Source organism: Streptomyces gilvus (assembly GCF_022513565.1).
Lineage (GTDB): Bacteria > Actinomycetota > Actinomycetes > Streptomycetales > Streptomycetaceae > Streptomyces > Streptomyces gilvus.
The window spans coordinates 81,435-100,616 of record NZ_JAKWBE010000022.1 but is presented as its reverse complement, the minus strand read 5'-3'; the positions used below and the strand labels follow the sequence as shown (position 1 = coordinate 100,616).

The 19,182-nt window shown below is 69.9% G+C and carries 12 protein-coding genes and 1 pseudogene; 3 read left to right on the top strand and 10 right to left on the bottom strand.

Features of this window, described 5'->3' with window-relative positions:
- Positions 1-81 precede the first annotated feature (81 nt).
- The 3 genes from MKW14_RS28650 to MKW14_RS28640 all read right to left on the bottom strand — a co-directional run bounded on the left by MKW14_RS28650 (position 82) and on the right by MKW14_RS28640 (position 4,704).
- The gene (locus tag MKW14_RS28650) at positions 82-1,386 is read right to left on the bottom strand and encodes a M50 family metallopeptidase (RefSeq protein ID WP_502628184.1); all 1,305 of its coding nucleotides are present in this window, start codon (positions 1,384-1,386) and stop codon (positions 82-84) included.
- Positions 1,383-2,645, bottom strand: a complete 1,263-nt coding sequence (gene dxr, locus MKW14_RS28645; protein WP_240867078.1) for a 1-deoxy-D-xylulose-5-phosphate reductoisomerase — start codon at positions 2,643-2,645, stop codon at positions 1,383-1,385. The genes MKW14_RS28650 and dxr overlap by 4 nt, the downstream gene beginning before the upstream one ends.
- A 115-nt stretch (positions 2,646-2,760) precedes the next feature.
- Positions 2,761-4,704 (bottom strand): acyl-CoA dehydrogenase family protein, encoded by a 1,944-nt coding sequence (locus MKW14_RS28640; protein ID WP_240867075.1) that lies wholly within the window; start codon positions 4,702-4,704, stop codon positions 2,761-2,763.
- Between the two features lie 348 nt (positions 4,705-5,052).
- On the opposite strand from MKW14_RS28640, the gene MKW14_RS28635 reads away from it, so the two are divergent.
- Entirely contained in the window at positions 5,053-6,072 is a 1,020-nt protein-coding gene (locus MKW14_RS28635; protein WP_240867073.1) for a LacI family DNA-binding transcriptional regulator, read from the top strand.
- A gap of 55 nt (positions 6,073-6,127) precedes the next feature.
- Positions 6,128-8,185 (top strand): glycoside hydrolase family 31 protein, encoded by a 2,058-nt coding sequence (locus tag MKW14_RS28630; protein ID WP_240867071.1) that lies wholly within the window; start codon positions 6,128-6,130, stop codon positions 8,183-8,185.
- Positions 8,186-8,211: 26 nt separating this feature from the next.
- On the opposite strand, the gene MKW14_RS28625 is transcribed toward MKW14_RS28630, so the two are convergent.
- From MKW14_RS28625 to MKW14_RS28595, 7 genes and pseudogenes are all read right to left on the bottom strand, one after another.
- The gene (locus MKW14_RS28625) at positions 8,212-8,787 is read right to left on the bottom strand and encodes a chorismate mutase (protein ID WP_240867067.1); all 576 of its coding nucleotides are present in this window, start codon (positions 8,785-8,787) and stop codon (positions 8,212-8,214) included.
- 34 nt (positions 8,788-8,821) lie between these two features.
- Complete coding sequence (locus MKW14_RS28620; protein WP_240867065.1) at positions 8,822-9,535, bottom strand: glycoside hydrolase family 12 protein; 714 nt, start codon at positions 9,533-9,535, stop codon at positions 8,822-8,824.
- 188 nt (positions 9,536-9,723) lie between these two features.
- Positions 9,724-11,694, bottom strand: a complete 1,971-nt coding sequence (locus tag MKW14_RS28615) for a beta-galactosidase (protein WP_240867063.1) — start codon at positions 11,692-11,694, stop codon at positions 9,724-9,726.
- Positions 11,694-11,972, bottom strand: a pseudogene (locus tag MKW14_RS28610) (1,4-beta-glucanase); the annotation flags it as partial. The pseudogene MKW14_RS28610 and the gene MKW14_RS28615, both read right to left, overlap by 1 nt.
- Positions 11,973-12,304: 332 nt before the next feature.
- Positions 12,305-13,249 (bottom strand): carbohydrate ABC transporter permease, encoded by a 945-nt coding sequence (locus tag MKW14_RS28605; protein ID WP_240867061.1) that lies wholly within the window; start codon positions 13,247-13,249, stop codon positions 12,305-12,307.
- A complete protein-coding gene (locus MKW14_RS28600) occupies positions 13,246-14,280 on the bottom strand; it encodes an ABC transporter permease (RefSeq protein ID WP_240867060.1) in 1,035 nt (344 codons plus the stop codon). The genes MKW14_RS28605 and MKW14_RS28600 overlap by 4 nt, the downstream gene beginning before the upstream one ends.
- A 26-nt stretch (positions 14,281-14,306) precedes the next feature.
- Positions 14,307-15,995 (bottom strand): extracellular solute-binding protein, encoded by a 1,689-nt coding sequence (locus MKW14_RS28595; RefSeq protein WP_240867057.1) that lies wholly within the window; start codon positions 15,993-15,995, stop codon positions 14,307-14,309.
- Positions 15,996-16,318: 323 nt separating this feature from the next.
- On the opposite strand from MKW14_RS28595, the gene MKW14_RS28590 reads away from it, so the two are divergent.
- A complete protein-coding gene (locus MKW14_RS28590) occupies positions 16,319-19,153 on the top strand; it encodes a glycoside hydrolase family 3 C-terminal domain-containing protein (protein WP_240867054.1) in 2,835 nt (944 codons plus the stop codon).
- The last annotated feature ends 29 nt before the right edge of the window (positions 19,154-19,182 follow it).

The following is a 19,182-nucleotide window of genomic DNA, read 5'->3' as shown; positions in this document are numbered from 1 at the left end:
CGCAATGCGCACTCCTCACCCGTGGGGCTCCACGAGCGAAGAGTGCGTCACCGCCATCCAGCGACAAGAAACGACCGTTTCTCAGGTGATCTTGACCGGATTGACGACGTCCGCGATCAAGACGAGCAGGGTGAAGCAAACAAAGATCCCCGCCACCACATAGGCCACCGGCATCAGCTTCGCCACGTCGAAGGGGCCCGGGTCCGGGCGCTTCAGGACGCGGGCCAGGTTGCGGCGGAGGGACTCCCACAGGGCGCCCGCGATGTGGCCGCCGTCCAGGGGGAGCAGCGGGAGCATGTTGAAGAGGAACAGGGAGAGGTTGAAGCCGGCGACCAGCATGACGAACATCGCCAGTTGCTGGGTGGCCGGGACGTCCAGGGTGAAGATCTCGCCGCCGACGCGGGCCGCGCCGACCACGCCCATCGGGGAGTCGGGGGCGCGTTTGCCGCCGTCGAAGGCGGCGTCCCAGAGGCCGGGGATCTTGCCGGGCAGGGCGGCGATGGAGTCGACGGCGTCGCCGACGCGGTCGCCCATCCAGGTCACCGACTGGCCGAGGTCCTGCTTGACGATGCCGGTGGCGGCGCTGAAGCCGAGGAAGCCGGCGCTGACGTACTTGCCCTGGACGATCTGGCCGCTGGAGTCCTTCTTGGCGACCTGGTTGGTGGCGATGGTGGCGTGGAGGGTGACCTCCTTGCCCTTGCGGTCGACGACGATCGCGACGGGTTTGCCGGGGTCGGCGCGGATCAGGTCGGACAGCTTGTTCCAGTCGTCGGTGCGTACGCCGTCGAAGGAGACGATCTTGTCGCCGGGCTTGAGGCCCGCGGCGGCGGCCGGGGAGGCGGGGTCGCCCTTCTTGCAGGTGTCGCGGTTCTCGCTCTGGGCGATCACGCACTGGGAGACGGAGCTGACCGTGGTGGTCTGCTGGGAGATGCCGAAGCCCATCAGGACGGTGAGGAAGAGGGCGACGGCGAGGATCAGGTTCATGAAGGGGCCCGCGAACATCACGATGACCCGCTTCCAGGGGGCGCGGGTGTAGAAGAGGCGGGTCTCGTCGCCGGGGCGCAGTTCCTCGAAGGCGGCGGAGCGGGCGTCCTCGATCATGCCGCGCCAGGGTGAGGTGGAGCGTGCGGTGATCTTGCCGTCGTCGCCGGGCGGGAACATGCCGATCATGCGGATGTAGCCGCCGAAGGGGACGGCCTTGATGCCGTACTCGGTCTCGCCCTTCTTGCGTGACCAGATGGTGGGGCCGAAGCCGACCATGTACTGGGGCACGCGGATGCCGAAGAGCTTGGCCGTGGACAGGTGCCCCAGCTCATGCCACGCGATCGAGATCAGCAGGCCGAACGCGAAGACGACTATGCCGAGGATCATCATCAGGGTCGTCATGCACGCGCCTCCGCGGTCGCCGTGGTCCGGGTCAGTTCCCTCGCCCGGGCTCGTGCCCAGGTCTCCGCTTCGAGGACGTCCGACACGGTGAGTGAGGTTCCCGTACGCGGAGTGCCGTGTTCCTCGACCACCCGCGTGACGGTTTCCATGATCCCGTTGAAGGGGAGCGCGCCGGTGCGGAAGGCCTCGACGCTCTCCTCGTTGGCCGCATTGAACACCGCGGGGGCGGTGCCCGCGAGTTCTCCGACGTGCCGGGCGAGGTTGACGGAGGGGAAGGCGTCGTTGTCGAGGGGGAAGAACTCCCAGGTCGACGCCTTGCTCCAGTCGAAGGCGGGTGCCGCGTCGGGCACGCGTTCGGGCCAGCCGAGGCCGATGGCGATGGGCCCGCGCATGTCGGGGGGTGTCGCCTGGGCGATCGTCGATCCGTCCGTGAACTCAATCATCGAGTGGACATACGACTGGGGGTGCACGACCACCTCAATGCGGCTGAAGGGAATGTCGTAGAGGAGGTGGGCCTCGATCACCTCCAGTCCCTTGTTGACGAGGGTCGCCGAGTTGATCGTGATGACGGGGCCCATGGCCCAGGTGGGGTGGGCGAGGGCGTCCTGGACGGTGACGTTCGCCAGTTCGGCCTTCGTGCGGCCGCGGAAGGGGCCGCCGGAGGCGGTGACGACGAGTTTGCGTACGTCGGCTCTGGTGCCGGCGGCGAGGGCCTGGAAGAGGGCGGCGTGTTCGGAGTCGACGGGGATGATCTGGCCGGGTTTGGCGAGGGCCTTGACGAGGGGGCCGCCGACGATGAGCGATTCCTTGTTGGCGAGCGCGAGGGTGCGGCCGGCTTCCAGGGCGGCGAGGGTGGGGGCGAGTCCGATGGAGCCGGTGATGCCGTTGAGCACGGTGTGGCAGTCGGCGGCGGCGAGCTGGGTGGCCGCGTCGGGTCCGGCGAGGATCTCGGGGAGCGGTTCACCGGGGCCGTACAGGCTGGTGAGTGCCTCGCGCAGCTGCGGTACGGCGTCCTCGCGGGCGACCGCGACGGTCCGTACCCGGAGCTGGTGCGCCTGTTCGGCGAGGAGGGCGACGCGGCCGCCGTTGGCGGAGAGGCCGGTGACCCGGAAGCGGTCGGGGTTGCGCCGTACGAGGTCGATGGCCTGGGTGCCGATCGACCCGGTGGAGCCGAGGATCACCACGTCCTTCGGGCCGCTGCCCGCCACGGGGTCGTAGACGAGGTGCGGGTCAGCGAGTGGGGATGGACTGTCGCTCATTCCTCCATTGTGGCCGTAAGGACGGTGTGTGAGGACAGGGCGTCCCCCTCGTCCCCCGCACGGGGGGTGAGGGGGACGCGTCTTCGTCCCTTCGGTGGCCCGCACTCCCTGGGCGTCAGCCGATGGGGCGGTGGACGTTCTCCTTCTGGGAGGGGCCGGGGGCGGCCTCGGCGATCCAGGGGCCTTCGCCGGAGGGGTCGACGATGCCCTGTTCGAGCCATGCGTAGGTGCCGGACATGACGCCCTTGACGAGTTTGCGGTCGAGGTCGTCGGTGTTGGTCCACAGCCGGTTGAAGAGTTCCTCGACGCGGATGCGGGCCTGGCGGCAGAAGACGTCGGCGAGCTGGTAGGCCTCGCGGCCGTGGTCGCCCTGGCTGCGCAGGAGTTCGGCGCGGACGCAGGCGGCGCTCATGGCGAACAGTTCGGCGCCGATGTCGACGATCCGGCCGAGGAAGCCCTGTTTGGTCTCCATCTTCCCCTGCCAGCGGGACATGGCGTAGAAGGTGGCGCGGGCGAGCTTGCGGGCGTGCCGTTCGACGTGGCGCAGGTGGACGGAGAGGTCGACCTCTCGTTTGAACTCGCTGTAGGAGGTGGGGAGTTGGCCGGGGCCGGCGACGAGTTTGGGCAGCCACTTGGCGTAGAAGACGCCCGCGCCCATGCCTGCTTTCGCCTTGTCCTGGAGGGACTTGTCGGGGTCGATGAGGTCGCCGGCGACGGAGAGGTGGGCGTCGACGGCCTCGCGGGCGATGAGGAGGTGCATGATCTCGGTGGAGCCCTCGAAGATGCGGTTGATGCGCAGGTCGCGCAGGACCTGTTCGGCGGGGACGGCGCGTTCGCCGCGGGCCCGCAGGGAGTCGGCGGTCTCGAAGCCGCGGCCGCCGCGGATCTGGACGAGTTCGTCGGCGATGAGCCAGCCCATCTCGGAGGCGTAGAGCTTGGCGAGGGCGCCTTCGATGCGGATGTCGTTGCGGTCCTCGTCGGCCATCTGGGAGGACAGGTCGAGCACGGCCTCCAGGGCGAAGGTGGTGGCCGCGATGAAGGAGATCTTGGCGCCGACGGCTTCGTGCTGGGCGATCGGTTTGCCCCACTGCTCGCGGGCGGCGGACCATTCGCGGGCGATCTTCAGGCACCACTTGCCGGCGGCGACGCAGGAGGCGGGCAGGGAGAGCCGGCCGGTGTTGAGGGTGGTGAGCGCGATCTTGAGGCCGGCGCCTTCGGGGCCGATGCGGTTGGCGGCGGGGACGCGGACCTGGTGGAAGCGGGTGACGCCGTTCTCGATGCCGCGCAGGCCCATGAAGGCGTTGCGGTTCTCGACGGTGATGCCGGGTGAGTTGGTCTCGACGACGAAGGCGGTGATGCCGCCCTTGTAGCCCTCGCTCCTGGGCACGCGGGCCATGACGACGAGGAGGTCGGCGACGACGCCGTTGGTGGTCCAGAGTTTGACGCCGTCGAGGACGTAGTCGTCGCCGTCGCGTACCGCGGTGGTGGCGAGGCGGGCGGGGTCGGAGCCGACGTCCGGTTCGGTGAGGAGGAAGGCGCTGATGTCGGTGCGGGCGCACCGGGGCAGGAACTGTTCCTTCTGTTCCTGGGTGCCGAACAACTTGAGCGGCTGGGGTACGCCGATCGACTGATGGGCGGAGAGCAGGACGCCGATGGCCGGGGAGGCGGAGCCCGCCAGAGTGAGGGCCTTGTTGTAGTACACCTGGGTGAGGCCGAGGCCGCCGTACTTGGTGTCGATCTTCATGCCGAGGGCGCCGATCTCCTTGAGGCCGTTGATGACCTCGTCGGGGATGCGGCCCTCGCGTTCGATGAGGGCGCCGTCGACCTTGGTCTCGCAGAAGTCGCGGAGCTTGGCGAGGAACTCCTCGCCGCGCTGGGCGGCCTCGATGGAGGGGGTGGGGTGGGGGTGGACCAGGTCGAGGCGGAAGCGGCCGAGGAACAGTTCCTTGGCGAAGCTGGGCTTGCGCCATTCCTGTTCCCGGGCCGCCTCGGCCACCTGGCGGGCCTCACGCTCGGAGACGGTGGGGCGCCCTGTGGACTCGGTGGGGCTGGCGGACATGAGGCTCACCTCGCCGCGAATCGGGATCTTGGACCGTTATGGTTACCGACGGGTGCTACCCGATCGTATCTACCCGATAGCGGGCGACCCCACCACCCTTCGCGCAGCCGATCGGCCCAATGGCGTCCGCGCCGGGCCGGTCCGCGGAGTTGCGCCGGACGTCTTTCCGGGAGACCGTTCGGTCTGACCCCCCACGGCACCGGCGCGTTTCGCACGAGAAAAGCTGTCGAAGCGCTTCGACTGACTATGGACACCCAGGGGCGGCAGAGCTAGTGTCGAACCACCCTCACACCCACCCCTGTCAGTCATGCGCACTGTCGAAGCGCTTCACACCGCTTGGAGAGCTGGATGGTCACCCTCGCCGAGGTCGCCCAGCACGCCGGAGTCTCGGCGAGCACGGTGAGCTATGTCCTCAGCGGCAAGCGGTCCATCTCCGCGACCACCCGGCAGCGGGTCGAGCAGAGCATCCGCGAGCTCGGCTACCACCCGAACGCGGGCGCCCGGGCGCTCGCCAGCAGCAGGTCGAACATCATCGCGCTGATGGTCCCGCTGCGCACCGACATGTATGTGCCGGTGATGATGGAGATCGCCATCGCGGTGGCCACGACGGCCCGCACCCATGGGTACGACGTGCTGCTGCTGACCGGCGAGGAGGGCCCGGACGCGGTCCGCCGGGTCACCGGCAGCGGGCTGGCGGACGCGATGATCCTGATGGACGTCGAACTCGACGACGAGCGGCTGCCGCTGCTGCGCGGCACAGACCAGCCGTCGGTGCTGATCGGGCTGCCCGCCGAGACGACCGGTCTGACCTGCGTCGACCTGGACTTCCGGGCGACCGGCGCACTGTGTGTGGAGCATCTGGCGATGCTCGGTCACCGTGACATCGCTGTCATAGGCGAGGCCCCGGCGGTCTACGAGCGGCACACGGGTTTCGCGGAACGCACGCTGGACGGACTCCGCTCGCGCGCCCAGGAGTTGGGGGTGGGGCTGCTGCACCGGCCGTGCGAGGGCGGGTACGACGCGATGGCCGTGACGCTCGCCCGCATCCTGGACGAGCGCCCGGGCACCAGCGGGTTCGTCGTGCAGAACGAGTCGGCGGTGGAGCCGCTGCTCGCCCTGCTGCGCCAGCAGGGCCGTGCCGTTCCCGAGGACGTGTCCGTGGTGGCGGTCTGTCCGGAGCAGGTCGCCGTCCAGGCCTCGGTGCGGCTGACGTCCGTGGCCATCCCCGCACAGGAGATGGGCCGGTACGCCGTGGAGCACCTGGTCGCCAAGCTCGACGGCCGGGGCACGGACGAAGTGGTGCTGATCGCACCCGAGTTGACGGTCCGGGCGAGTACGGGTCCGGCTCCCGCCGGCCGTATTTCCTGAACCCCGCTTCTGGGTGTCCGCCGGGCACCCGCACGACCTTCCGGGAGCACCCTTCGTGAACCAGCCCGCCGATCAGCGGCATCAGGTCAGCCTCGCGCAGTCGTCCCCCACGGTCGGCACCTTCCGTGAGCGGGACGGCGCGCTGGAGTGGAGCGGCCGCCAGGAGACCCTGCGCGTCGAGCCGTGGGGCCCGGACGCGGTCCGGGTGCGCGCCCGGCTCGGCGGGCCGGTCCTCGAGGGGCTGCCGGGCGCGCTCCTCGAGGTGGCGCCGGCCACCGAGAGCAGCGTCAAGATCGATGACGGGCAGGGGCGGTTGACCGTCGGCGCGCTGACCGTCGAGGTGAGCGCCGAGGGCCTGGTCCGTTTCCTGCGCACCGAGGACGGCAGCGAGGTGCTGGCCGAGGAGCGGGCACACTTCTGGTGGCCGGGGTCGCGGCTGTACACGGCCGTGGGCAACGGCCATCACCGTCTGGAGCAGCGCTTCGCCGCCTACGACGACGAGCGGCTGTACGGGCTCGGCCAGCACCAGCACGGCCGCTTCGACCAGAAGGGGCTGGTCCTGGACCTGGTGCAACGCAATGCCGAGGTCGGCATCCCGGTGCTGTCCTCCAGCCGCGGTTACACCTTCCTGTGGAACAACCCGGCGATCGGCCGGGTGGAGCTGGCCGGGAACGGCACCCGGTGGGTGGCCGACTCGGCGCGGCAGATCGACTACTGGATCACCGCGGGCAGCCCGGCTGACGGTCAGCGCCGCTACAGCGCGGTGACGGGCCGGACGCCGATGCTGCCGGAGTGGGCGGCGGGCTTCTGGCAGTGCAAGCTCCGCTACCGGACGCAGGACGAACTCCTGGAGGTGGCACGGGAGTACAAGCGGCGGGGGCTGCCGATCTCCGCGATCGTGTGCGACTTCTTCCACTGGACGCACCTCGGCGAGTGGCGGTTCGACCCGGCCGAGTGGCCGGACCCGGCGGCGATGGTCCGTGAACTGGACGAGCTCGGCATCAAGTTGGTGGTCAGCGTGTGGCCGTCCGTGTCGCCGCTCAGCGAGAACCATCCGGTGATGGAGCAGCGGGGCTACTTCATCGGCACGCAGTACGGGCCGATGGCGCACGCCGACTGGCCGGACAAGCAGGTCGCGTCGACGGTCCAGGTCGCCTTCTACGACGCGACGAACCCCCAGGCGCGGGAGTTCGTGTGGTCGAGGGTGCGGGACAACTACCTGCGTCCGTACGGCATCACGGCGTTCTGGCTGGACGCCTGCGAGCCCGAGCTGAAGCCGGGATTCCAGGAGAACCTGCGGTACTGGGCGGGGCCGGGGCTGGAGGTCGGCAACATCTATCCGGCGGAGAACTCCCGGACGTTCCACGAGGGTCTGCGGGCCGAGGGCGAGGAGGTCGTCACCCTCAACCGCTCGGCGTGGGCGGGCAGTCAGCGCTACGGCGCGGCCCTGTGGTCCGGGGACATCGGCACGGACTTCCCGACGCTGCGGCGGCAGATCGCGGCGGGGCTGAACACCGCGCTGTCCGGCATCCCCTGGTGGAACACGGACATCGGCGGCTTCCACGGCGGCGACCCCGACGACCCGGCGTACCGGGAGGTCATGGTGCGCTGGTTCCAGTTCGGGGCGCTGTCCCCGCTGATGCGGCTGCACGGCTTCCGTGACCCGGCGATGCCGCTCGGCCCGGAGATGACCGGCGGTCCGAACGAGGTCTGGTCGTACGGGCAGGAGGCGGGCGCGATCCTGGAGCGGTATCTGCGCCTGCGTGAGCGTCTGCGGCCGTACGTGCTGGAGGTCATGCGGGAGGCGCACGAGGAGGGGCTGCCGGTGATGCGGCCGCTGTTCCTGGAGTTCCCGGAGGATCCGGCGGCCTGGTCGGTCGACGACGCCTATCTGTTCGGACGCGACCTGCTGGTGGCCCCCGTGCTGGAGGCGGGTGCGACCGTCCGCAGCGCGTATCTGCCGGCGGGGTCGACGTGGACGGACGCGTGGACGGGTGAGGTGTACGAGGGCGGCTCGGCGGTGACGGTCGACGCGCCGCTGGACCGTATCCCGCTGTTCCTGCGGGACGGGGCGCGGCTTCCGATCGCTGCGGAGGAGTCGCCGCGCCCCTGAGTCCGGCGTGGCCGGAAACCCGGGGGTCAGTCACGGCACAAGGAGGCCAGTGACCGTACCAGGGCCCCCGTGTGCAGGAGGTCCGCGTGCTGCTCGTGGGAGACCTCGGTGACCGCCACCGCGAGTTCCGGGCGGCAGAGCGCGGTACCGCGCTCCGGGGTGGAGTCGGCGACGGCCTGGACCAGGTCGGTGTTGAGGCGGTTGATGGTCTGGCGGACGACGTTCAGGTCCGGCTTCGTGGTCGGCGCCTGGTCCGGGTGGGCCGTCCAGCGGGCGTAGAGGGCCCGCTGGACGATCTTGTTGGCCTCGATCTGGTCGCGGAAGACACGGCGGATCTCGTCGGGGTCGGCGCCGATCCGCTGGGCCTGCGCGGCAGCCGTGTCCAGGACCTGCTGCTCGCGGGCCGGGTCGTCGATGGGGCTGTCGGTGCCCCACTTGGCGGCGGCCACCAGGTCGGCGGTGGCGACGCGTTCGGCGGCCAGGGAGACCACGGGAAGCAGCGGTGCGGACGCGGGGGCCGCCGTCGCGGTGCCCGGCAGGACGAGCAGCGCGGCGGCGGCGATCGCTGTGGTGCTCAGAGTCAGGGGGGTGGTGATGCGCATGTGCTCATCAAACCCCGGCCTGCCCGCCGTCGGGTCAACTGCTGCTGACACTCTCGCTGTTGACGGTGAAGTTCAGGCCACCGGACGACGACGTGATCTCGAAGCCGAACTGCAGGTCCCCGATGGTGACGTTGCCGAACCAGCCCTTGGTGTCCTTGATCCACTTCAGGATGGGCAGGACGTTGACGGTGCCGGAGGTCGAGTTCGAGGTGCGGACGAAGGAGAAGACGTCGTTGGAGCCGTTGTTGCCCTTGTAGACGGTCCAGGTGTGGCCGCCGAGCGTGACGGTGCCCTGTGAGGTGCCGAGCGGGCCCACGGCGCCGGTCTTGTTGACCCAGAGCATGATCTCGTACTTGTAGCCGGTGTCCCAGATGTCGTACGACGTGTTGTAGGCGCCGGACGACGGGACCGAGACGTTGTAGCTGCTGGTGAGCGAGGCGAGCGAGGTGATCGACTTGTTGATCACCTTCTTGGCGTTGGGGTAGGACTTGATGCCGCCGGTGTTGGGGTGGTTGGCGTTGACGCCCCAGTTGGTGCCGGAGTTGGCCCAGATGCACTGGCTGCCGGCGCCGGAGCCCCAGATGTTGTTGTAGAGCGTGTAGCCGTTCAGCGTGGTGTTGCCCCACTGGTCGCAGGAGCTCCAGACGGCGGCGGAGGCGGGGGCGGAGGCGAGGCCGACGGTGGCGCCGAGGGCCATCGCCGGGGCCAGCACGGCCATGGTGACCTTGCGCAGGGTGCTGTGTGCCATGGTGTCCCTTCCATGGGTGGGGGGAGATTGCGGGGGTTACCACGCCCCCAGAGTGAGGACGCGGTCTTCTCCGGCGACGGGGTCGAGCGGTCGCGCGCCGGAGGAAGTCCGGAGTTCGACGCGTTGGTCCGGGTGGGGCGGATCACCGCGATCGCTTCGTGGGGGTTCCCGGGTACCGTGCGCGATGGTCATGGGGCCAACACCGCCACGCCGTACCTGCCGAGCATGACCTCGCCTCCGACTTGCGCCCCCGTCAGCAGGTCGTGACGGCTGCCCGGCACCTCCACGGCCACCGCTTCCCGGCCGTGGTTGAGCAGGAAGAGCAGATCGCCGCGGCGGACCGCCTCGACCTGGTCCGGCAGACCGTCGAGGACGGGACGGACCCCCGCCTCGGCCGCGATCCCGGCGAGCAGGGCACGCAGCGCGTGCGGTTCGGGGAGCGTGGAGACGTACCAGGCACGGCCGTTGCGCAGCACGGCGGGCAGGCCGTCGAGTTCCCCGCCCTTGTAGACGGCCTCCACGGAGGCGTCCTCGGCGGGGTCGATCTCCTCCGACCACAGGATCCCGCGGAACCGGTCGGTCTCGGCCGTCTCGTCCTCGTCCAGCGGCCACCACTCGTGCAGCGTGCGGATGCCGAGCAGTGCGCGCAGCCGGGCGTCCATGCCTCCGGGGCGCACCCGGTCGTCCTGGTCGGCGACGCCGGTCAGGAAGCCGCAGACGAGGGTGCCGCCGCCGCGGACGTAGGAGAGGAGGTTGTCGATCGCCGCGTCCGTGAGGGCGTACGAGTGCGGGACGACGACCAGCTTGTACGCGGTGAGGTCGTGCTCGGGGTGGGCGAAGTCGGTGGCAAGGTGGGCCTGCCAGAGCGCCCGGTGCCAGGCGGTGAGGAGCTGCGGGTGGTCGACCTCGGTGGAGAGCCGCCCCTCATGGGAACCGGCCCACCAGGAGTGCCAGTCGTGAAGAATCGCGATGTCGCAGTCCACATGACTGCCCGTCACTCGGTGGGCGAGCCGCGCTAGTTCGGCACCGATCTGCTTGATCTCCTGGAAGGTGCGCCCCTCCTCCCCCGCGTGCGGGACCATCCCGGAGTGGAACTTCTCCGCGCCCTGCCGTGACTGCCGCCACTGGAAGTAGCAGACGGCGTCGGCGCCGCGGGCGACGGCCTGGAGCGACCAGAGCCGGTTGAGTCCGCGCGGCTTGGGGTGGTTGACGCCCCGCCAGTTCACCGGCCCGGCCGCCTGCTCCATCAGCATCCAGGGACCCCGGGCCTGCGAGCGGGTCATGTCCTGGACGAGGGCGCCGTGCTGGGCGCCGAACGGGTCACGTGGGTCGGGATACAGGTCTACGGAGACGACGTCCTCCTCCTCGGCCCAGCGCCAGGCGTCCTGTCCGGCCCACAGCGGCATGAAGTTGGTGGTGACGGGGATGTGGGCCGGGGAGTGCCGGCGGACGATGTCCCGCTCGGCGACGTAGCACTCCAGGAGCATGTCGGAGGTGAACCGCTTGAAGTCCAGCACCTGCCCGGGGTTCTTCAGATAGTGGGCGTGCCGCGGCGGCAGCACCTCCTCCCACGCCCCGTATCCCTGGCTCCAGAAGGCGGTTCCCCAGGCTGAGTTGAGGGCGTCGAGCGTGCCGTACCGCGTCCGCAGCCAGTCGCGGAAGCGGGCGGCGGCCTCGTCGCCCCAGTCGTAGGTGCAGTACTCGTTGTTGATGTGCCACATGGTGAGGGCGGGGTGGCCGCCGTAGCGGGCGGCGAGGTCCTCGGTGATGGCGGCGGCGTAGCGGCGGTAGACGGCGCTGGAGTGCGAGAAGTGCTGCCGTCCGCCCCACCACTCGACCCGGCCGTCCTCGTCGCGGGGCAGGGTCTCGGGGTGGAGGTGGCCCAGCCAGGGCGGCGGCGAGGAGGTCGGGGTGGCGAGGACGACACCGATGCCGCCCTCGTGCAGGAGGTCCATCAGCCGGTCGAGCCAGCCGAAGTCCCGTTCCCCCGGCCGGGGTTCGAGCTTCGCCCAGGAGAAGACGCCGAGGGTCACGGAGTTGACGCCGGCGTCCTTCATCAGCCGGACGTCCTCGTGCCAGGTCTCCTCGGGCCACTGCTCCGGGTTGTAGTCGCCGCCGAAGAGGACGCGGCCACGGGTGGCGTCGCCGAGCCCCGGCATCAGACGGGCTCCCCGTACTGGATCCCCCGCCCGTTGGTGGCGAGGTAGACCCGCCCGTACACCCGGGGGTCACCGACGATCACATCGCCGATGTAGCCCCATTGATGCCGGTCGTCGTTGATCCGCACCCAGGTCCTGGCGCCGTCGTCGGAGCGGTGGACGGCGGTGATGCTCTCGGTCGAACCCACCTGGTAGATCGCCGGGTAGTCCGCCCCGTCGGCCGCCTTCCCGAAGCCGAGGGTGTACGAGGCCCAGCAGCTGTCGACCTTCGAGAAGGACGGATGGAACAGCACCCCGGTGACGAACCCGGTCCCCCCGATGACGGCGTTGCGCCGCCGGTAGGCGGGACGACCGGCGCCGACTTCGGCTGCTTCGGCGCCCCGGGAGAGAAACGGCACTGCGGCAGCAGCGGCGGTACCCGCAAGAACGGCACGACGACTCAACCCGGACGCGCGCATGACACATACCTCACTGTGTGAGAAGGAGTGGGCAGACTTACCCAGGGGCGCGGGGCTGTATCGATATGCGGCTCCGCCGCGTGGGCGCGACCAACCACGACGAACCCGCAGCCGCCAGACGACCGAAGACCCCCGCCCAAGAGGCGCCCCGGTCACCCCTTGACCGCTCCGGTCAACATGCCCTTCTTGAAGTGCTTCTGGACGAACGGCGACAGCACAGCCACCGGCAGCAGCGCCATCACCATCACCGCCATCTGCACGGCCAGCCCCGACAGCTCCCCCGTCTTGATCGCCTGCCCCAGCCCCACCGGCGCCTCCTGCTTCTGCACCAGCTGGATCATGACGTTCTGCAGGGGCATCTTGTTCTGGTCGTTCAGGTACAGCGACGCGTTGAACCACGCACTCCAGTAACCGACGGCGTAGAACAGGGTGATCACCGCGAGCACGGCCCGCGACAGCGGCATCACGATCTGCCGGAGGATCCGGAAGTCACCCGCGCCGTCGATCCGCGCGCTGTCGATGAGTTCCGGCGAGATCCCCATGAAGAACCCGCGCAGCACGAGGATGTTGAAGACGCTCACCGCGCTCGGCAGGATCAGCGCGAGGTAACTGTCGGTCAGGCCCAGGGACTGGACGAGCAGATACGTCGGGATGAGCCCGGCGCTGAAGAACATGGTCGCCAGCAGCAGCATCAGCAGCCAGCGGTGGCCGAGCGAGTCGACGCGGGAGAGGCCGTACGCGCACAGCACGGACACGGCCATCGAGAACAGCGTTCCGAACAGGGTGACCAGCACGCTGATGACCGCGGCCCGCGTGACCTGGCCCCCGCTCAGCAGCTCCCGGTACGCGATGAACGTGATGCCCTTGGGGACCATGACCAGTCCGCCCGCCTGGTCGATCGTCTTCCGGGAGGACAGGCTGGTGACGACCACGATCCAGATCGGGAAGAGGATGCCGAGGCAGGCCAGGGTCAGGACCAGCCCCTTGCCGGCCAGGCCGGCCTTGCGGGGCTCCTCCTCCCAGGACGGCCGGGGCGGCGCGGCCCACCGGAACGGCGTCCGCTCGTCCGTGGGCGGCTTGTCGATGACGGCGGTCACCTCTTGTACACCCCCTGCTCGCCCATGAGATGGGCCACCTTGTTCGCGGCGAGGACCAGTCCGAGGCTGACCACGCCCTTGATGAGTCCGGCGGCGGCCGCGTAGCCGAAGTCCTGGTTGCGCACGCCGTTCCACCAGACGAAGGTGTCCAGGACTTCCGCCGCGCCCGGTCCGACGGCATCGCGTTGCAGCAGGATCTGTTCGAAGCCGACCGTCAGCGCGTCGCCCACACGCAGCACCAGCAGCAGGGCGATCACCGGACGCAGCGCGGGCAGCGTCACGTGCCAGATCCGGCGCCAGCGCCCGGCCCCGTCCATCGCCGCCGCCTCGTAGAGGTCGGGGCTCACCGAGGCCAGCGCGGCGAGGAAGACGATGATCCCCCAGCCGGCGTCCTTCCAGATGCCCTCCGCCGTGACGAGGAACTTGAAGGTGGACGGGTCGGTCATGATGTCCAGCCCGCTGTAGCCGTGTTGGCGCAGCAGCTGCGACAACACACCCGCTCCGCCGAAGAGTTGCTGGAAGACGGAGATGACCAGGACCCAGGAGAAGAAGTGCGGGAGGTACAGGACGGCCTGGGCGAACGCCCGTACCCGTGGCCTGACCACGCTGTTGATGAGCAGCGCGAGCAGGATGGGGATCGGGAAGAACAGCACGAGCTGCAGGACGAAGATCACCAGGGTGTTCTGGACCGCGTTCCAGAAGGACGAGTCCGCGAAGATCCGCTGGAAGTTCTCGAAGCCGACCCAGGGGCTGTGCAGCATCGAGACGATGCCGTTGTCGCTGACGTAGGGGTCGTAGTCCTGGAAGGCGACGATGTTGCCCAGGATCGGCAGGTAGTTGAAGAGCAGGACCAGGACGAGCGCCGGCGCGGTCATCAGGAGCAGGACGCGGTCCCGTCCGAACCGGAGCCGGAAGCTCAGTCTGCCCTTACGCGCCTGGCCCTGGGTGCCGGCGCCGTCGGACGCCACCGGGGTCTTCGCCGGCTTCGTCTTCGCCTCGGCCCTGCTCCGAGGCACCGTGCTGTGGGACACGGCCTTCTCCTCGCCTCGGTACCGGGTCAGCTCGCCGCCGAGCCGTTGTCGTCGAGCAGCTTCTTGTACCAGTCGCGCAGTTTGTCGCCGCCCTTGGACTTCCAGTCGGAGACGGCCTGCTGCATGTCGCTGATCTTCTTGCGGCCGCGGGTGATGTCGTCCTCGAGCTGCTCGAAGTCGTTGCCGAGGTTGATGAAGCGGGAGGGCTCGGTGATCATCTGGCCGTAGAAGCTGGACTTCTTGGTGAAGGAACCCATCCGCTGGTACCACTCCACCTGCGCCTTGGCCACGTCGGGGAAGTCGGGGTGGGCGATGGTGGCGGCGGGACTGGCGACCATGACGTAGGCGTTGAGGACCTGGTTGTTGCCCGCGGTGGTCTTGACGGGCACGCCGTCCTTGACCGTGTAGTGGGTGCCTTCGACGCCGTAGTTGGTCATCATGTACTCCTTGGTGCCGTACGGCGCGGCGGTGACGTCGGCGACGGCCAGCACGTCACGGATCACGGACTCCGAGGCCTTCTTGTTGACGTAGGCGAAGATGCCGGCCGGCTGCTCCGCCCAGACCGTCGGGTTGCCGCCGCCGTGGGCGTACACGTCCATGCCCCAGATCTTGAACGCAGGGTTCTGGGTCGCCTGTTCGGCGGTGCGGCTCCACCACTGGGTGATGTTGTTGGGGTAGATCAGGAACTCGCCGGCCGCGAACTTGGGCCCCGGGTCGGGGGCGTTCTTGCCCATCATGGAGTCCGGGTGCACGACCCCGGCGGCGAAGAGCTTGCGGGTCCACTCCAGCGCCTCGAGGTACTCGTCGGTCTCGATGCGGTTGATCATCCTGCCGTCGACGAGGTTCCAGCCGAGCGACTTCTCGCTGCCGGAGAGCACGCCGAACATCTGCCAGGCCGTCCACTTCATGTCCAGACAGGCCCACCGCTTGGCCTTCGCGTTGGTGATCTCCTTGGCGAGGGACATGAACTCGTCGGCGGAGCGCGGGACTTCGTAGCCCTGCTTGTCGAAGATGTCCTTGCGGTAGAGGGGCACGATGCCGGTGATGGGCGGGGAGGGCTGCGGCAGACCGCGCAGCTTGCCGCCCATGATGCAGCGCTGCCAGGCGTCGGTCGGGATGGCCGCGAGATTGGGGTAGTCCTTGACCTTGTCGCCGGCCAGGTACGGGCCGAGGTCGGCGAACTTGTTGATGATGGCGGTGGGTATCCGGCCGTTCATGTTCCAGCTCGGGACGACCACCACGTCCGGTACGTCGCTGGAGGCGAGGACCGCGCCGAGCTTCTGGTCGTAGGTGTTGCCGTCCTGGTTCTGCCAGACGACGTCCACACCGATGAGGTCGTTCATGCCCTTGTAGTAGGGGTTGTCCTGCTTGGGCGGGGAGCCCCAGAACGGCGACATGACGGTGACCTTGCCGCCCTTGCCGAGCTTCTTGGGGACCGAGGTCTTGAGGGTGCCGAGGTCGAGCTTGCCGGTGAAGCCCAGCGGAGAGCCGTACTTCGAGGGGATGTCCGGGGTCACCACGTCGTCGGCGACGTAGGTCGGAAGCAGCTTCCGCGAGCCCTTGCCGGCGGAGGAACCGCCACCGGAGCCGCTGTCCGACGCCCCGCACGCGGACAGCAGCGGCATTCCGCCGGCGACCGCCGCGGTGGCGACCGCGGTCGAGGCGAGGAAGCTTCTCCGGCTCGGCCCGGAGGGGGAAGCGGCGTTCGGCGTCATTGCGTCAACCCTTCATGGCGCACCAGGACACCCGGCGGGGGCCGTCGGCTGCGGTGTCTCGAGTGGAACTGGCTGAGCTGAAGCGATCCTTCGACGGCTGCGGCTCGCACTAGTCGAAGCGCTTCGATGTTGCTGCGAGGTTAAGTGAACGTCCGGGGGTGCACAAGGGTCGCTCCCAGAATTCCTCCGAGCTATCCAGGATGACCTTTTCTTATGCGCCGCTTGAAGTAACGGTGTGCATCCCTTGACACCGGCCCATGCGTCGAATCAGCATCGAAGCGCTTCGAAAGCGCTCCGTCGCTCCATCGCAAGGGGACCCCCACGTGACCGAACAGACGCCGCCCACGCCGCCGTTCCGCGATCCGCAGCTGCCGTTCGCGAAGCGCATCGACGATCTGCTGGAGCGGCTCACGCCGGAGGAGAAGATCTCCTTCCTGCACCAGTTCACGCCCGCCGTGGAGCGGCTCGGCGTCGCCGCGTTCCGCACCGGCCAGGAGGCCCTGCACGGTGTCGCCTGGATGGGCCCGGCGACGGTCTTCCCGCAGGCCGTGGGCCTGGGCGCCACCTGGAACACGGACCTGGTGCGCCGCGTCGGCGAGGCGGTCTCGAAGGAGACCCGCGCGATGCGCGCCCGGGACGACCGGGTGGGCCTCAACGTCTGGTCCCCGACGGTGAACCTGCTGCGGCATCCGCTGTGGGGCCGCAACGAGGAGGGCTACTCGGAGGACCCGAAACTGACCTCGGCGATCGCGACGGCGTACACCCGGGGTCTGCGCGGCGACCACCCGACGTACTGGCGCACGGCGCCGGTCCTCAAGCACTGGCTCGCCCACAACAACGAGACGGACCGTGCCACTTCGTCCTCCTCGGTGCGTCCGCGCGTCCTGCACGAGTACGACCTGCGCGCCTTCCGCGAGACGGTCGAGGCGGGCGCGGTCGCCGGGGTGATGCCCGCGTACAACCTGGTCAACGGCCGCCCCAACCACGTGTCGCCGTATCTGCGCGAGCAGTTGCGCACCTGGACGGAGGAGGAGCTGCTGGTCTGCTCGGACGCGGGGGCGCCCTCCAACCTGGTCGACTCCGAGCACTACTACGACAGCCACGAGGAGGCGACGGCGGCCGCCCTGCACGCGGGGGTGGACAGCTTCACCGACCACGGGACCGACCCCTCGAAGATCACCGCCCGGGTCCGAGGGGCCCTGGACCAGGGGCTGCTGACGGAGGCCGACATCGACACGGCCGTGCGCCGCCAGCTCTCGGTGCGGTTCCGCCTCGGCGAGTTCGACCCGCTCTACGACCCGCACGCCGGCACCCACGACTTCGACACCCCGGCGCACCGCGCGCTCGCCCAGGAGGCGGCAGAGCAGGCGATCGTGCTGCTGAAGAACGACGGTCTGCTGCCGCTCGCCCCCGACAGCCGCGTGGGCGTGGTGGGCCTGCTGGCCGACGAGTGCAAACTCGACTGGTACAGCGGCACGTTGATCCACCGCTCCACCCCACTGGAGGGCCTGTACGAGCGCTTCGGCGCAGAGCGCGTGGAGTTCGCGGAGGGCGTCGACCGCGTCCGGCTCAGGACGTCGTCCGGCGCGTTCGTGGAGGTCCCCCCGGCCGACGCGGACGACGAAGTGCGCGGCGCGGAAGGGGCGTTGGACCCGGCGCTGCTGGCCGGCCGCACCGACCTGCCGCCGCTGACCACCGGCCCGGCCGGCACCGAACTCGCCCTGGTGGACTGGGGGGACGGCGTCCTCACGCTGCGCGCCCCCGACGGCCGGTACCTCTCGGTCGCCGACGACGGCCGGGTACGCGCCTCCGCGGACCAGCCCGGCGGCTGGGTCGTCCAGGAGACCTTCCGCCTGGAACCCCACGAGAACGGTCACCTCCTCCGGCACCTGGGCACGGGTCGCCATGTCACGGTCGCCGCCGACGGAGTGAAGGTTGCCGACGGGAATCCGGAAATCTTCGAGCTGATCTACGCCGAGCGCGGCGAGGAGGCGGTGCGCAGGGTCGCCGAGCAGGCGGACGTGGTCGTGGTCGTCGCCGGGAACGACCCGCACATCAACGGCCGCGAGACCGAGGACCGTACGACGCTGCGGCTGCCCGGCCACCAGGAGCGCCTGCTGCGCGCGGCCCGCGCCGCGAACCCGCGCACGGTGCTGGCGCTGGTCTCGGCGTATCCGTACGCCGTGCCGGCCACCTCGCTCCCGGCGGTGCTGTGGACCGCGCACGGCGGCCAGGCGGCCGGCACCGCGCTCGCCCGGGTCCTGGCCGGGGACGTCTCCCCGGCCGGCCGGCTCCCGCAGACCTGGTACGAGAGCGACGCCGATCTGCCCGGGCTGCTCGACTACGACGTGATCGGCGGCCGGCAGACCTATCTGTACTTCGAGGGCACGCCCCTGTTCCCGTTCGGACACGGCCTGTCCTACACCGCCTTCTCCTACGGCGATCTGGCGACCCGGGTGGCGGGCGACGCGCTGCACGTCTCCTTCGCGGTCACCAACACCGGGGATGTGACGGCCGACGAGGTCGCCCAGCTCTACACCCGGGCCGTCGAGCCGACGGTGCCGCGGCCGCGGCGCGAACTGCTCGCGCACCGCCGGGTCACGCTCGCCCCGGGCGAGCGGACGGAGCTGGCCTTCGAAGTCCCGCTGTCCGCCTTCGAGTTCTGGGACGTGACGCGGGGCGGGTGGCGGCTGGAGCCGGGCCCGTACGACATCCTGGCGGGCGCCTCCAGCGAGGACGTCCGGCTGCGTACGACGGTGATCCTGGACGGTGAGCCCGGCGCCCCGCGGCCGGTGCTCCGACGCGGCCTGGAGGCGGCCGACTTCGACGAGCAGAGCGGGGCCGTCATCGTCGACCGGACGAAGGTCGCGGGCGACGCGGTGACGCCGGAGGGCGACCGGGTCGCCGAACTGCTCTACCGGGACTGCGACTTGGGGGACGGCGTCAGCGAGGTGCGGGTGACGGTCGCGGGCGGGGGCGCCGTGGAAGTGTCCCTGGACGGGGGCGCGGTGCTGGCGGTGCTCAGTCCGAAGACGCCTACCGCGGGGCCGTACGACTACACCACGCTGCGCGCCGGAATCGTCGCCGAGGGCGTGCACGACGTGCGTCTCAGGCTGCGCGGCCCGCTGCGGCTCGCGCGTGTCGGCTTCTCCGGTTGAGGGGCCGGGGAAGGCCGGCGTGAGGAAGG